The organism is Achromobacter sp. MFA1 R4 (assembly GCF_900156745.1).
Taxonomy (GTDB): domain Bacteria; phylum Pseudomonadota; class Gammaproteobacteria; order Burkholderiales; family Burkholderiaceae_B; genus Achromobacter.
The window spans coordinates 5,929,903-5,943,484 of record NZ_LT707065.1 but is presented as its reverse complement, the minus strand read 5'-3'; the positions used below and the strand labels follow the sequence as shown (position 1 = coordinate 5,943,484).

Annotated in this window: 12 protein-coding genes and 1 riboswitch; of the genes, 7 read left to right on the top strand and 5 right to left on the bottom strand. The window is 68.2% G+C overall.

All coding sequences use genetic code 11. The annotated features are described in order from the left end of the window. Positions 1 to 61 precede the first annotated feature (61 nt). Both BXA00_RS27195 and BXA00_RS27190 read left to right on the top strand, forming a co-directional pair. On the top strand, positions 62 to 811 hold the full coding sequence (locus tag BXA00_RS27195; protein ID WP_076521473.1) for an electron transfer flavoprotein subunit beta/FixA family protein: 750 nt from the start codon (positions 62 to 64) through the stop codon (positions 809 to 811). Next, positions 811 to 1,743, top strand: a complete 933-nt coding sequence (locus BXA00_RS27190) for an electron transfer flavoprotein subunit alpha/FixB family protein (protein WP_076521472.1) — start codon at positions 811 to 813, stop codon at positions 1,741 to 1,743. The genes BXA00_RS27195 and BXA00_RS27190 overlap by 1 nt, the downstream gene beginning before the upstream one ends. 9 nt (positions 1,744 to 1,752) lie before the next feature. On the opposite strand, the gene BXA00_RS27185 is transcribed toward BXA00_RS27190, so the two are convergent. From BXA00_RS27185 to BXA00_RS27175, 3 genes are all read right to left on the bottom strand, one after another. After that, complete coding sequence (locus BXA00_RS27185) at positions 1,753 to 2,766, bottom strand: LysR family transcriptional regulator (RefSeq protein ID WP_076521470.1); 1,014 nt, start codon at positions 2,764 to 2,766, stop codon at positions 1,753 to 1,755. 45 nt (positions 2,767 to 2,811) lie between these two features. Continuing rightward, a complete protein-coding gene (gene hutG / locus BXA00_RS27180) occupies positions 2,812 to 3,615 on the bottom strand; it encodes an N-formylglutamate deformylase (protein ID WP_076521469.1) in 804 nt (267 codons plus the stop codon). A gap of 173 nt (positions 3,616 to 3,788) precedes the next feature. Next, entirely contained in the window at positions 3,789 to 4,832 is a 1,044-nt protein-coding gene (locus tag BXA00_RS27175) for a LacI family DNA-binding transcriptional regulator (protein WP_076521467.1), read from the bottom strand. Between the two features lie 141 nt (positions 4,833 to 4,973). Between BXA00_RS27175 and BXA00_RS27170 the strand changes: the two genes are divergently transcribed. From BXA00_RS27170 to BXA00_RS27155, 4 genes are all read left to right on the top strand, one after another. After that, the gene (locus BXA00_RS27170; protein WP_076521466.1) at positions 4,974 to 6,323 is read left to right on the top strand and encodes an MFS transporter; all 1,350 of its coding nucleotides are present in this window, start codon (positions 4,974 to 4,976) and stop codon (positions 6,321 to 6,323) included. Further along, on the top strand, positions 6,320 to 7,699 hold the full coding sequence (locus BXA00_RS27165) for an amidase (protein ID WP_076521464.1): 1,380 nt from the start codon (positions 6,320 to 6,322) through the stop codon (positions 7,697 to 7,699). Before BXA00_RS27170 ends, BXA00_RS27165 begins: the two co-directional genes overlap by 4 nt. 95 nt (positions 7,700 to 7,794) lie before the next feature. Beyond that, entirely contained in the window at positions 7,795 to 8,478 is a 684-nt protein-coding gene (locus BXA00_RS27160) for a MarC family NAAT transporter (protein ID WP_076521463.1), read from the top strand. A 316-nt stretch (positions 8,479 to 8,794) separates the two neighbouring features. Further along, a complete protein-coding gene (locus BXA00_RS27155) occupies positions 8,795 to 8,977 on the top strand; it encodes a hypothetical protein (RefSeq protein ID WP_156902878.1) in 183 nt (60 codons plus the stop codon). A gap of 39 nt (positions 8,978 to 9,016) precedes the next feature. Here BXA00_RS27155 and BXA00_RS27150 read toward each other — a convergent pair whose 3' ends face one another. Together BXA00_RS27150 and BXA00_RS27145 are read right to left on the bottom strand one after the other, a co-directional pair. Next, on the bottom strand, positions 9,017 to 10,222 hold the full coding sequence (locus BXA00_RS27150) for a fatty acid desaturase (protein ID WP_076521460.1): 1,206 nt from the start codon (positions 10,220 to 10,222) through the stop codon (positions 9,017 to 9,019). A 161-nt stretch (positions 10,223 to 10,383) separates the two neighbouring features. Continuing rightward, positions 10,384 to 11,670 carry an LLM class flavin-dependent oxidoreductase gene (locus BXA00_RS27145; protein ID WP_076521459.1) on the bottom strand — a complete coding sequence of 429 codons (1,287 nt, stop codon included), beginning with the start codon at positions 11,668 to 11,670 and terminating at the stop codon, positions 10,384 to 10,386. A 201-nt stretch (positions 11,671 to 11,871) separates the two neighbouring features. Next, positions 11,872 to 11,978: riboswitch (TPP riboswitch) on the top strand. A 99-nt stretch (positions 11,979 to 12,077) separates the two neighbouring features. On the opposite strand from BXA00_RS27145, the gene BXA00_RS27140 reads away from it, so the two are divergent. Next, positions 12,078 to 13,529 (top strand): sodium:solute symporter family protein, encoded by a 1,452-nt coding sequence (locus BXA00_RS27140; RefSeq protein ID WP_076521458.1) that lies wholly within the window; start codon positions 12,078 to 12,080, stop codon positions 13,527 to 13,529. Positions 13,530 to 13,582 lie beyond the last annotated feature (53 nt).

Genomic DNA, 13,582 nt, shown 5'->3' with positions numbered 1-13,582 from the left:
TTGATTTCTCATTGATTTCTCATTGATTCCTCATTGATCTCATTTACCCAGGAGTGATCCCATGAAGGTGCTTGCCGCGGTCAAGCGCGTGGTTGACTACAACGTCAACGTGCGCGTCAAGGCCGACCAGAGCGGCGTGGACATCGGCAACGTCAAGATGTCGATGAACCCGTTCGATGAAATCGCCGTCGAGGCGGCTGTGCGTCTGAAGGAGCAGGGCGTTGCGGCCGAGGTGGTGGCCGTGTCTTGCGGCACGGCGCAATCGCAGGAGACCTTGCGCACCGCGCTGGCCATCGGCGCCGACCGGGGCGTGCTGGTGCAGACCGACGTGGCGCTGCAACCGCTGGAAGTGGCCAAGCTGCTGCGCGCCGTTGTGCAGAAGGAAGCGCCCGCGCTGGTGATCCTGGGCAAGCAGGCCATCGACGACGACGCCTGCCAGACCGGCCAGATGCTGGCGGCCCTGCTGGGCTGGCCGCAGGCCACCAATGCCAGCGCCATCGAGATCGGCGCCGGCACGGCGCGCGTCACGCGCGAGGTCGACGGCGGCCTGGAAGTGGTGGAACTGACGCTGCCGGCCATCGTCACGGCGGACCTGCGCCTGAACGAACCGCGCTACGTCACCCTGCCCAACATCATGAAGGCCAAGAAGAAGCCCCTGGACGTCGAAACGCCGCAGGCCCTGGGCGTGGACCCCGTGTCCCGCCTGCAAACGCTGCGCGTCGAAGAGCCCGCGGCGCGCGCGCCCGGCGTCAAGGTCGCCGACGTGGCCGCGCTGGTCGACAAACTGAAGAACGAAGCCAAGGTGATCTGATGACGGTCCTAGTTATTGCCGAACACGACAATCGGGCGCTCAATGGCGCCACGCTCAACGCCATCGCCGCGGCCGCGACGCTGGCCATGCCGGTGCACGTGCTGGTCGCGGGCGCGGAGGCCGGACCGGCGGCCGAGGCCGCAGCGCGGGTCGCCGGCGTCGACAAGGTATTGCTGGCGCAGGCGCCGCAGCTTGCCGACGGCCTTGCAGAAAACCTGGCCGCGCAGGCAGCCGCCGTGGCGGCGGGCTACTCGCACGTGTTCCTCGCGGCCACGGCGCAGGGCAAGGGCGTGGCGCCGCGCGTCGCCGCCTTGCTGGACGTGGCTCAGGTGTCGGACGTGATCGAGGTGCTGGCGCCCGACACGTTCAAGCGTCCCATCTACGCCGGTAACGCCATCGCCACGGTCAAGAGCGGCTATCCGGTGATCGTGGCCACGATACGGCCGACGGCGTTCGACCCGGCCGCCGCCGAGGGCGGCAGCGCGTCGGTGGAAGCCATCGAAGCCGTGGCCGGGGCCGGGCTGTCGCGTTTCGTCAGCCGCGAAATCGCGGTGTCCGAGCGCCCCGACCTGGGCAGCGCCCGCGCCGTGGTGTCGGGCGGCCGGGGCCTGGGCAGCGCCGACAACTTCAAGCTGCTGGATCCGCTGGCCGAGAAGCTGGGCGCGGCCCTGGGCGCCTCGCGCGCCGCCGTCGACGCGGGCTACGCGCCGAACGACTGGCAGGTCGGGCAGACGGGCAAGATCGTCGCGCCCGACCTGTACGTCGCGGTCGGGATCTCGGGGGCCATCCAGCATCTGGCGGGCATGAAGGATTCCAAGGTCATCGTCGCGATCAACAAGGACGGCGACGCGCCGATCTTCGGCGTGGCGGACTACGGCCTGGTCGGCGACCTGTTCGAGGCCGTGCCGGCCCTGACGTCTTCGCTGCCCTGAACCGCGCGCCTAGCGCCGCAGGCTGCGCCAGAGCGTGGCCGGCGGCAGCCCGAGGGCCGGGGCGAGCTCCTTGTGGATCAGGCGTTCCATCGCCATCAGGATCACGTCCCGCGCCTCGGCGGGCAGCTTGCCCACCTCCTGCTGGCGCGCCGCCAGGTACAGCGTGCGCGACAGGCTGGGGTCGTCCGCGCGCGTGGCGCCCAGGTAGGGCGCCAGCGGCAGCACGCGCAACTGATCCAGGAAGTGGCGCGACTGCCAGATGCACAGCGGGGTGCTGATGCCGAATCCCAGGCCGGCCGTGACCAGGCTGAGCAACGGATCGGTGTTGTCGAATTCGTAGGTGCGCTCGATCATCACGCCGTGCGATTCGACCAGCCGGTCGATTTCGGCGCCGATGAACGAGCGGGCGCTGTAGCGGATGAACTGGGCGCGTTTGCCCAGTTCCTTGAGCGTATCGAGCCGGTCCATGTTCATCGACCGCGGCACGATCAGCACATAGGGTTCGCTGAACAGGCTGTATTTGCGGATCGTGGGCTTGCCGGCCGACGCGCTGGTGGTCACCACCAGGTCGAGCTGACGGTCTTCCAGCTGCTTGTCCAGCACCGGGGTGATGCCGGACCACAGGCGGATCTGGCGCGACGCGCCGGACAGCCCATGGATCAGCGTCGGCCCCAGCGTGCCCGCGAACGAGTCCACGCAGCCGAACCGCACGATGTTGCGCTTGGCGCGGCTGAGATTGCGCACGCTCTCGGTCATGTCGCCAGCCTGCGCCAGCAGGCGCGCGGCGTGTTCGAACAGCAGCTCGCCCGCGGGCGTGGGCCGCGCCGGGCGGGTGCTGCGGTCCAGAAGCTCGGTCGACATGGCGGCCTCGAGCTGCTTGATCCGCTGCGACACCGCCGCCTGCGAAAACCCCAGCAGACGCGCCGCGCCCGAGACCGAGGCGGCTTCGACCACCGCCACCCAGGTCAGCAGCAGGCTCCACTCGGGATAGTTTTCCGTGGTGGTGAACGAAAAGCGGTTCATGGCGGCGTCCTGCTCGCGGCGCGCAATCGGTGTCGGCGCGGGGTGTCAGCGCGGACGCGCGACGGTCTGGCGCAAGGCGGCCGTCACCATGCCTTCGACCACCGGAATGACCTTGTCGGCCAGGTCGGGGCGATAGCCGTACGGATGGGTCTCGTCCATGTAGGTGGACTGGCACATCTCGAGCTGGATGGCGTGTACGTTGTCGGCCGGCGCGCCGTAATGGCGCGTGATGTAGCCGCCCTTGAAGCGGCCGTTGACGGCCCAGGTGTAGTCCTTGCAATCGTCCAGCCGGGCCTGCACGGCGGCCAGGATGTCGGGCGCGCAGGCGGCGCCGTCGGACGTGCCGATGTTCAGGTCGGGCAGCTTGCCCTCGAACAGGCGCGGCAGCACGCTGGCGATGGAATGCGCTTCCCACAGCAGCACGGTGCCGTGCTCGGCCTTGATGCGGCCCAGTTCTTCGCGCAGCTTGGCGTGGTAGGGCTTCCAGTAGGCGTCCAGGCGGTGCGCGCGTTCCGCGTCCGTCAGCACGGCCTCGTCCTGGTACAGCGCCTCGCCGCGAAACGTCTGGGTGGGGCACAGGCCGGTCTTGGTCTGGCCGGGGTACAGGCTTTCATCGTTGGGCGGGCGGTTCAGGTCCACCACATAGCGCGAGTAGCGCGCGCCCAACACGGACGCGCCCAGCGCCTCAGCGAAGCGGTACAGCGTGTCCAGGTGCCAGTCGGTGTCGCCGGACTGCAGGGCCAGCGGCGTCATCTGCGGGCGCTGCGCGTCGGGAATCTGGCTGCCGAGATGGGGAATGGAGATCAGCAGCGGCGCGGCGCCGCGGCTGAAGTGATAGAGGTCGCTCAAAGGGAAACTCCGGGGTGGCAAGGGCAATGGCAAGGGCGATGCGCCGCGGCACCGCCGCGGACGGCGGACGTTCGTATGCTAGGCAGCACGGCCCGCCGCGCGTTTTGCATCAGTTTAATGGATGTTGATGATCAGCCCCGCTGATGCAATGGGCGGGGGAGCCCCGGCGCGCCTCAGCCCGCAATCCTGCGGTTGCTGCTGTCGCGCACCACCAGCCAAGGCGCCAGCCGCTGGCTTGGCGGCTGGCCGCCGGCCAGCTTCTGCAGCAGCAACTCCAGCCCCAGCCGGCCCATCTGGTGCATCGGCGAATGAATGGTGGTCAGGCCGATGGGCAGGGCGCCCGCCAGCGGCGTGTCGTTGTAGCCCACGATGGCGACGTCGCGGCCCGCCTCCAGGCCGTGGTCGCGCGCGGCGCCCATCACGCCAACGGCCAGGAAGTCGTTGACGGCGAAGATGGCGGTGGGGCGGTCGGCCGTGTCCAGCAGCCGGGCGCCCAGCGCCCGGCCCGCATCGGTGTCGAAGGGGCTGGCGATGCGCCAGTGCGCCGGAACCTCCACGCCGTGGCGCGAGCAGTAGTCCAGGAAGCCATTGGACCGGTCCCGGCCCGTGCTGGCGAAGGGTTCGCCCATCATGACGGCGATGCGCCGGTGGCCCATGGCCAGCAGGTGTTCGGCAGCCAGGCGTCCGCCCTCGATGTCGTCGCAGGTGACGGCGCAATGGCTGCCGGCATGGCGGCTGACCAGCACGAACGGGACGTCGCGGGCCGCCAGGTCGGCCAGCAGCGGATTGGGCGGCGCGTCGTCCGGACCGCTGTGCGCGTCGCCCAGGATCAGGCCATCGACGCGGCGCGCGACGGCCATGTCGATGAGCTTGCGCTGCTTGTCCGGCACGTCCTGGGTGTTCGACACGAAGGTCAGGTAGCCGTGTTCGGCCGCGGCTTCGTCGATGCCTTCGTAGATGGTGGCCAGCACCATGTCGGACAGCCGGGGCACCAGCACGCCGATGGTGCGGCTACGCCGCGTTTTCAGGCTGGCCGCATGGGGATTGGTCTGATAGTGCAACTCGGCGGCAAGCGCCCGGATGCGTTTCACGGTGTCCGGCGCGGCGGCGCCGCGCGCGTCGTCTTCGGATCCGTTCAGGACCCGCGACACGGTCGAAACGTTCAAACCGAGCTGCCGCGCCAGGCTTTGCAGGGTGACGGGGCGCGTTTTGTTCATGGGGCTGGAGGATACACGCGGAAATAGCGCAGGGGTGCGCATGGCGGCAACCTAGGGTTTACACCGAATCGATTTTTGGTTTTTTACCCCGTAGCATTGCCCGACCCAAACGTTTGGGTAAACCGATTGGATCGAAACGCTATGACAACTGAAAGCCAGAACTCCCGGTTCAGGTACCGGATCTTCACCATGGTCGTGCTGCTGGCGCTGATCAACTACATCGACCGCGGCGCCATGTCCTATGCCGCCGCGCACATCACCGGGGAATACGGCCTGGACCGGGGCGAGTGGGGCTCGGTGCTGGGTTACTTCGGTTACGGCTACATGGTCGGCGCGCTGTTCGGCGGCATGCTGTCCGACCGCTACGGCCCGCGCAAGGTCTGGATCGTGGCCGGCATCGCATGGTCGCTCTTCGAAATCGCCACCGCCTGGGCGGGGGACTTCGGCCTGGCCTTCCTGGGCGGGTCCGCGCTGGCGGGCTTTGCCACCATCCGCATCCTGTTCGGCGCCGCCGAGGGGCCGGCGTATTCGATCATCAACAAGACCATCGCCAACTGGGCCACGACGCGCGAACGCGGCTTCGTGGTGGGCTTTGGCCTGCTGAGCACGCCGCTGGGCGCCTTGCTGACCGCGCCGGTGGCCGTGGGCCTGCTGACGCTGACCGACAGCTGGCGCGCCATGTTCTTCGTGCTGGGCGGGGCAGGGCTGGTCGTGCTGGTGTTCTTCATGCGCATCTTCACCGACCGCCCCGAAACCAATCCCCGCGTTTCCCCGCAGGAACTGGCAGAGATCCAGGCGTCGCGCGTGCAGTCTGCCGCCGCCGCCGAGGCGCCCGACGCGCCGGCGCTGCCCTGGTGGAGCTTTTTCCGCAGCAAGACGCTGGTGCTGAACACGCTGGGCTATTTCTCGTTCATGTACGTGAACTTCCTGCTGCTGACCTGGACGCCCAAGTACCTGCAGGACAACTTTGGCTACAGCCTGTCCTCGCTCTGGTACATGGGCATGATCCCGTGGGTGGGCGCCTGCTTCACGGTGCTGCTGGGCGGCCGCATTTCGGACCTGCTGTTCAAGCGCACGGGCAGCCTGAAAGTCGCGCGCAGCTGGTTCGCCGCGGGGTGCCTGCTGGCCACCACGCTGTGCTTCCTGCTGGTGTCGCAGGCGCAGTCGGTGTTCGCCGTGATCGCCCTCATGACGCTGGCCAACGCGCTGAACGCCTTGCCCAACTCGGTCTACTGGGCCGTGGTGATCGACACCGCGCCCTCCAACCGCGTCGGCACCTTCAGCGGCCTGATGCACTTTTTCGCCAATATCGCGTCCATCCTGGCGCCCACGCTGACCGGCTACCTGACCGCCCGCCACGGTTATTCAGTGATGTTCATCGCGGCATCGGTCGCCACCGCGGTCGGCATGTTCGCTATGCTTCAGGTGCGTCCCGGCGTCGGGCCCCGCATGCCCGCCCGCCCGACGCTGCAACCTGGAGCCGCCAAATGACCGACCGCAGTGTTTCCGTCCCTCCGCTGGCCGTCGAGCCCGGCTTCTTCCGTGGCCGCACCATCGCCGAACTGCAGCAGGCCATGACTGAAGGCGGCCTCACCGCGCAGGACCTGGTGCGCCACGCCGGCGCGGCGATCGAACGGCTCAATCCGCAGCTGAACGCCTTCGTCCACGTTGATATCGACGCCGCGCTGGCCGCGGCGCGCGAACGCGACGCCGAACGGGCGCAGGGCAGGGTCCGCGGGCCCCTGCACGGCATTCCGGTCGCCATCAAGGACAACGTCGATACGGCGGACATGCCCACCACGATGGGGGCGGCCCACTTCCTGGGCCACCGTCCGGGGGCGGACGCGCGTTGCGTGGCGCTGCTGCGCGAGGCCGGCGCCATCGTCGTGGGCAAGACGCTGACCCACGAATTCGCCTACGGTCCCACCGGCGACCGCAGCGCGCAGGGCGCCTCGCGCAATCCCTGGCGGACCAGCCAGATCACCGGCGGCTCCAGCGCGGGCAGCGCCGCCGCCGTGGCCGCGGGCATGGTGCCGGTGGCGCTGGGCACCGACACCGGCGGCTCGGTGCGCGTGCCCTCCGCGCTGTGCGGCCTGGTCGGTTTCAAGCCCACGCATGGCCGCATCGCGTCCGAGGGCGTGTTCCCGTTGTCGCCCACGCTGGAAGATCCCGGCGTGCTGGCCAATTGCGTGCAGGACGCGCAAATGTTCATGCTGGCGATGAGCGCGGGCGCCATCGCCCCAACGGCTGGCGGCGATGACGCGCCGCGCGTGGCCTGGGTGCCCAACGCGCCATTCGCGATGGACGATGCGGCGGTCACGGCCTGCGTGCGCGAAGCGGCGCAGCGCCTGGCCGGCGGCCCGCTGAACGAGGCCCCGCAGGTCACCCGCCATGCGCGCGCGCTGCAAACCGCGCTGGGCGCCATCCAGCGCGCCGAAGCCTACGAAGTGCACGCCGAACGCGTCGACAGCCAGCCGGAGAAATTCGACCCGGAAGTGCTGGAGCGCCTGCGCGCGTCGCGCGGGGTGCTGGGCTGGGAATACGTACGCGCCCTGAAGGAGCGAACCCGGCTGCAGGCGGAGTTCGCGCGCCTGTTCCAGGAATTCGACGTCCTGGCCATGCCTGCCGTGGCCATCACCGCGCCCGCGCTGCAGCAGCGCAGCGTGGCCGGTCCGGGCAGCGCCGGCGTGCGCGAGACCCTGCTGGGACTGACCAATCCGTGGAATGTGCTGGGGCTGCCGGCCATCAGCCTGCCGGCGGGCTGGGTGAACGGCCTGCCGGTCGGCCTGCATCTGGTTGCGGCGGCAGGCGCCGACGAGGCCTTGCTGGCGCTGGCCGCGCGCCGCTGGCATCCGCCGGGGGAATGACGCGCAAAGGCTGGTAAGGTAGAGGCGCGTGGCGCACCCCGCCGGCCGGGGTCCGATTGTGCGGGCGCATGCCGCGCCCACTCTAGCGAGCCTCCATGACCGATGAACTGATCCAACTGGCCAAGCTGGTCAGCCTGGGCCTTGCGCTGATGCTGCCGCTGGCCAATCCGCTGACCTCCATGACGCTCCTGTTGTCGCTGGGCCAGCAGATTCCCTTCAAGGAGCGGCAACGCCAGGTCACCCAGGCGGCGTTCTACGTGGTCGGCATCATGCTGGTGACGTACTACGCCGGCGCGCTGCTGATGAATACCTTTGGCATCTCCATTCCGGGCCTGCGCATCGCGGGCGGCCTCATCGTGGTGACCATCGGCTTCAGCATGCTGTTCCCCTCGGACCAGCCGCGCGCGCTGGAAGCCGAGGCGGCGGCCGACGCGCTCGAGCGCCAGAGCCCCAACATCGCGTTCGTGCCCCTGGCGCTGCCGGGCACGGCGGGGCCAGGCACCATCGCCATGATCATCAGCGGCGCTTCGTCCGTGGATACCGCCATCGCGCCCGATTACGCCAGGTGGGTCGTGGCCGTGACGCCGGTCATCGTGTTTTCGCTGCTGGGCGTGCTGTTCTGGGTCTGCCTGCATTGGGCGGGCCGGATCGTGGCGGTGATCGGCAAGAGCGGCGTCGAAGCCATTTCGCGCGTCATGGGCTTCCTGCTGGTGTGCATGGGAGTGCAGTTCGTCATCAACGGTGTGCTCGAAATCATCGGCAAATATCCGAACGTGTGAACAGCCCTCCCTTTTGTCCGAAAAGGTCCGAAACGGGCTTGGCTGGCTGCTGTAACCAGGTAATGTGGAGTACATTGCGGTGTTGAAACTCATTTCGCAATGGCGTGGCTGCCTGGCTACGCGTTGCAGCGGTCTTGCAAGACCGAATCATGACTGCTTACCTCGTTCAGTCGGACGCGGGGGCCAGCCCCGGGCCGATGTTGCATCCTGACTTGTCGCATCCCTCCAGTTACGCCTTTTGCATTGCGTCCGTGACCGCCGTTGCCGGCAGCCGTCGCACGGCCTGCGCGCGCGCCTGTCCATGCCGGAGGCCGCGATGACGGCCTGGCTGTTCTGGGTTGTCGGCGCCTTGGCGGCCATGGGTGTCGTCATGGCGCTGGTGCGCCGTCCCGGCGTTGTCCTCTACGACTGGTGCGCCACGCGGGCCCGCAGGCCGGCAACGGCTGACCAGACGCAGCTTGACGATGACGCGCCCAAGCCGGCCACCCAGGCTGGCTGACGGGTTGCCTCTTCCGCGCCGGCCCGCCCGCGGCGGCGCTCAGGCGTAGCGCGACAGGTCCCGCGCAAATCGGGTCAGGCCAGTGATGCCGCTGCCGCTGGCCTGTGTCAGCCACGCGCGCAGTTGCTGCAGCAACTGGTCGCTGCTTGCGGACGAGCTTTCCCACAGTCGGGCCAGCGCCTGCCGCATGTCCACCAGCCGCTGCAACTGCTCCATCCCGCTGAGCGCGGAGTCCAGCTGGCTGCGCTGGGGCTCGCTCAGCAGCGCTTCCTGGCGCAACAGAAATTTGCGCAGCACCGACCGGCGCCATTTGAGCGTGGCGCGCGCGTCCACCTTCCTGCGCTCGCGCAGTTCGCGCAAGGCAGTCTGCTTGAGCAGCGCGCCAAAGCGGCGCATCACGTCGTAACGGTGGGTCTGCACCGCCTCCAGCGTGCGCAGGTCCGCCGCAAGGCCGGCCTGCGTTCGGTCGCGCAGCACGCGCTTGGGCGCCACGCGGCGCACCTTGGCCAGGCCCAGTGCCTGGAGAATGCGGATATACATCCAGCCCAGGTCGAACTCATACCACTTGCTGGAGAACTTGGCCGAGGTCGCATGCGCATGATGGTTGTTGTGCAGCTCCTCGCCGCCGATCACCAGGCCCAGGGGCGACAGGTTGGTGCTGGCGTCCGGACTGGAAAAATTGCGGTAGCCGACGAAGTGCCCCAGCCCATTGACCACGCCCGCCGCCCAAAAGGGGATCCACGCCATCTGAACGGCCCACACCGTCAGGCCCAGGGCGCCGAACGCCAGCAGGTCGATGACGAGCATGATGAGGATGCCCCAGGTGCTGTGGGGGGTGTAGACATTGCGCTCCAGCCAGTCGTCCGGCGTGCCGCGGCCGTAGCGTTCCAGCGTGGACGCCATGGACGCCTCGACGCGGTACAGGTCGGCGCCGCGCAGGAACACGCGCATCACGCCATACACCGCGGGCGAATGCGGATCGCCTTCGCGTTCGCATTTGGCGTGGTGCTTGCGGTGGACCGCGACCCATTCGCGGGTCTTCATGCCGCTGGTCAGCCAGAGCCAGAAGCGGAAAAAGTGGGCGACCGCGGGATGGAAATCCACGCCGCGATGGGTCTGGCTGCGATGCAGGTAAAGGGTGGTGCCCGCAATGGTGATGTGCGTGGCCGCGAGCGTGAAGAGGACGATCTGCCAGATGCTGAAATGAAACAGGCCGTGCGCAAGAAATTCCAGGAAGGATTGCATTCAAAAAACCAGGGATACGACTGTGGGGTAGCGGACGCAACGCCTGAGCCGAACCCCGCGCCGCCGCCCGGACGATTCTAGCGACCGCGCGGCGATACAAATATGGGGCCTGGTGGGTCGATCTATTGCTGGAACGGCAATAATGAAGCCCGGGCCACGGCTCAGCGTTGCGGCCTTTCCAGCCCCAAGTGGCCGCGCAGCGTGCGATGTTCATACTCGGTGCGGAACAGCCCGCGCCGTTGCAGCACGGGCACCACCTGCTCCACGAAGTCGTCGATGCCGCCCGGCAATGACGGCGGCATCAGGTTGAAGCCGTCGGCGCCTTCGTTCCTGAACCATTGCTCCATCCGGTCCGCGATCTGCTCGGGCGTGCCCACCATCGTGCAGTGGCCTCCGCCGGCCGCCAGCCGGCCCAGCAACTGGCGCACGGTGAGCTGTTCGGTTTCGATGATGCGCAGGATGGTGGCGTAGCGGCCCTTGGGGCCGGTGAATTCGGCCAAGGGGGGCAGGGGCGGCACGGGCGCATCCAGTTCCCAGCCGGTGCAGTCCTGCAGCACGAACATGCCCAACTGGCGCAGCGAGGCGTCGCTGGGCAGCAGTTCGTCCAGTTCGCGCTGCTTGGCGCGGGCCTCGGCTTCGGTCGAGCCCACGTAGGTCACCAGTCCCGGCATGATGGGCACGAAGGCATCGCGGCCCGCGGCGCGCACGCGCTGCTTGATGTCGCGGTAATAAGACTGCGCTGCGGCCAGGTCGTAGGCCACCGCGTAGATGGCTTCGGCGCGCCGCGCCGCCAGATCGCGGCCCTGATCCGAGGCGCCGGCCTGGAACAGCACCGGGTGGCCCTGAGGCGGGCGCGGCACGGTCAGGGGGCCGTCGACCAGGAAATGCGCCCCATGGTGATGAATCTTGTGCAGGCGGTCGGGCACGCCATAGAAGCCCGCGCGATCAATGGCCAGCGCGTCGTCTTCCCAGGAATCGAACAGGCGCAGCGCGACGTCGACGAATTCTTCGGCGCGGGCGTAGCGCCAGTCGTGGTCCGGCATGGATTCGTAGCCGTGATTGCGCGCCTCGGCGTCGAACATCGACGTCACCACGTTCCAGCCCATGCGGCCGCCCGAGATGTGGTCCAGCGAGGCGACCATGCGTGCCGCGTGAAAGGGCGTGAAGAAGGTGCTGGAGACCGTGCTGATCAGGCCGATGTGCGTGGTGGCGCGTGCGATGGCCGCCATGGTGGTCAGCGGTTCCAGATACCAGCGCGGCCCATCGCCGATGTTATCCATCGACTGCCCGTCGGCAAAGAAAATGGCGTCGAGCTTGCCGCGCTCGGCCGTGCGGGCCAGTTCCTCGTAGTAGCGGATGTCGCCCAGGCGCTCGGCCGCCGAGTCGGGGTGGCGCCAGGCCGCGCGGTGGTGGCCGCAGCCGAAAATGAACAGGTTCAGGTGCATCATGGCGATCGGCTCGTCGGTTGCGTCGTCGGGGCGGCAGCGATGGCGGGGGCGTGGCGCCTGGGCGCCTGGGCGTTTTCCTGCCCGCCCGCGGGCGCCGCAAGCGGGCGAACTTAGCATAAAACCGCCACGCGGGCGTGCGCCAGCGGCCGCGCGCCCCGGGCGTGCCGCGTTGACATCGCCGCGCCGCTCTCCTAACCTTGCGGCAATTCCTGGGGGAGCCCTGTACGGGCTGAGATTCCGCGCCAACGCGGTAACCCTTTGAACCTGATCCGGGTAATGCCGGCGAAGGGAAGGACTCCGCAAGTCTCGCGCGCCCTCCCTGATTCCATTCATCATTCGGCCCTCCGCACGGCGGGCCGCAGCGTTGCGCGTCCGGCTTTAGGCCGTCCGCCGGAGGACCGACTTTCATGCTGACCCAAACCACCGCCCTGATGTGGCTGCTGCTGTTTTCCGGCGGCTTTGCCATCGCCAGCGTGCTCTATACGCGCCGCAAGCGCGGCACGCTGGAGGACTACATCGTGGCGCGCAACAGCCAGGGGTCTTTCGGCACGATCCTGACCCTGATGGCCTCCACACTGGGCGCCTGGATTCTCTTTTCGCCCGCCCAGGCGGCCACGTGGGGCGGGCTGGCGGCGGTCATCGGCTACGCGCTGGGATCGATGTCGCCGCGCCTGGTCATGATCCCGCTGGGACGGCGCATGCGCGAACTGATCCCGCACGGTCACACGCTGACCGAATTCCTGATGGCGCGCTACGGCCGGCCCATGTACGGGCTGGCGCTTTTCATCATGCTGTTCTACCTGTTCATCGCGCTGTCGGCCGAGATCACGGCAATCGCCAAGCTGGTTGCCATGCTGGCCCCCGTGCCGCTGTGGGCAACGGCCGCGATCGTGATGGGCACGACCTTGCTCTACACCACCTATGGCGGGCTGCGGTCGTCCATCTTCACCGATCAGGTGCAAATGATGATCATCGTGCCGTTGCTGGTCATCCTGTGCTTCTTCGGCTGGCAGGTGGCGGGGGGCGCCACGCCCACCATCGAGGCGCTGCAGGCCAAGGCGCCGCAATTGCTGGACCTGACCGATCCGGTCGGCGTGAAGGCGGGGTTGACGTTCTTCGTCGCCATCCTGCTGACCGGCATCTTCCACCAGGGCAACTGGCAGCGCATCTACGCCGCGCGCGATGCGCGCACCATGCGCAATGGCTTCCTGCTGGGCGGTGCGCTGGTGGCGCCGTTCATTTTCCTGATGGGCCTGTTTGGCCTGGCGTTCGTCGCGCTCGCGCCCGCGGGCGATAGTTCGATCGCGCTGTTCAGCGTCATCATGCCGAACGCCCCGGTCTGGTTCGTCATCGCCCTGATTCCCCTGGGGCTGGCCCTGGTCATGAGCACCGCCGATACCGCGATCAGCGCCGTGACGAGCATCATCGCGGTCGACCTGCGCCGCCTGATGCCCCATGCCCAAGGCGCGACCATGAAGCGCCTGGCGCGTTGGCTGGTGCTGCTGATGGCGATTCCCGTCATGATCGTGGCCTCGCAGGGCTACAGCGTGCTGTACCTGTTCCTGCTGGCCGACCTGCTGTGCTCGGCCGCCGCCTTTCCGGTGTTCTACGGCCTGTTCAGCCGCAAGCACGACGGCTTCACCGCCACGGCCGCCACGATCGCGGGCCTGATCGCCGGGCTGTTCTTCTTTCCCGCGCCGGGGGACAAGCCGGTATTCCTCTTGGAATCGTTCCTGCTGGCGGCATTTGTGCCGGTGGTGGTGACGCTATTGATCCGTCTGGTGCTGCGCGGGCGCAAGGAATTCGATTTCGCGACGCTGAGCGCGGCAGTGCGCAGGCTGGATCAGGACAGGGTTTGAGGCAGCGCGGGCCGTCTGTCGAAGACGGTGCCGCCCCTGTTACCGAGGGGGCG

Bases quoted from the DNA above. Each gene is read 5' to 3' on its own strand.
- BXA00_RS27195 (WP_076521473.1), top strand. From the start codon at position 62: ATGAAGGTGCTTGCCGCGGTCAAGCGCGTGGTTGACTACAACGTCAAC.
- BXA00_RS27190 (WP_076521472.1), top strand. From the start codon at position 811: ATGACGGTCCTAGTTATTGCCGAACACGACAATCGGGCGCTCAATGGC.
- BXA00_RS27185 (WP_076521470.1), bottom strand. From the start codon at position 2,766: ATGAACCGCTTTTCGTTCACCACCACGGAAAACTATCCCGAGTGGAGC.
- BXA00_RS27175 (WP_076521467.1), bottom strand. From the start codon at position 4,832: ATGAACAAAACGCGCCCCGTCACCCTGCAAAGCCTGGCGCGGCAGCTC.
- BXA00_RS27170 (WP_076521466.1), top strand. From the start codon at position 4,974: ATGACAACTGAAAGCCAGAACTCCCGGTTCAGGTACCGGATCTTCACC.
- BXA00_RS27165 (WP_076521464.1), top strand. From the start codon at position 6,320: ATGACCGACCGCAGTGTTTCCGTCCCTCCGCTGGCCGTCGAGCCCGGC.
- BXA00_RS27160 (WP_076521463.1), top strand. From the start codon at position 7,795: ATGACCGATGAACTGATCCAACTGGCCAAGCTGGTCAGCCTGGGCCTT.
- BXA00_RS27155 (WP_156902878.1), top strand. From the start codon at position 8,795: ATGACGGCCTGGCTGTTCTGGGTTGTCGGCGCCTTGGCGGCCATGGGT.
- BXA00_RS27150 (WP_076521460.1), bottom strand. From the start codon at position 10,222: ATGCAATCCTTCCTGGAATTTCTTGCGCACGGCCTGTTTCATTTCAGC.
- BXA00_RS27145 (WP_076521459.1), bottom strand. From the start codon at position 11,670: ATGATGCACCTGAACCTGTTCATTTTCGGCTGCGGCCACCACCGCGCG.
- BXA00_RS27140 (WP_076521458.1), top strand. From the start codon at position 12,078: ATGCTGACCCAAACCACCGCCCTGATGTGGCTGCTGCTGTTTTCCGGC.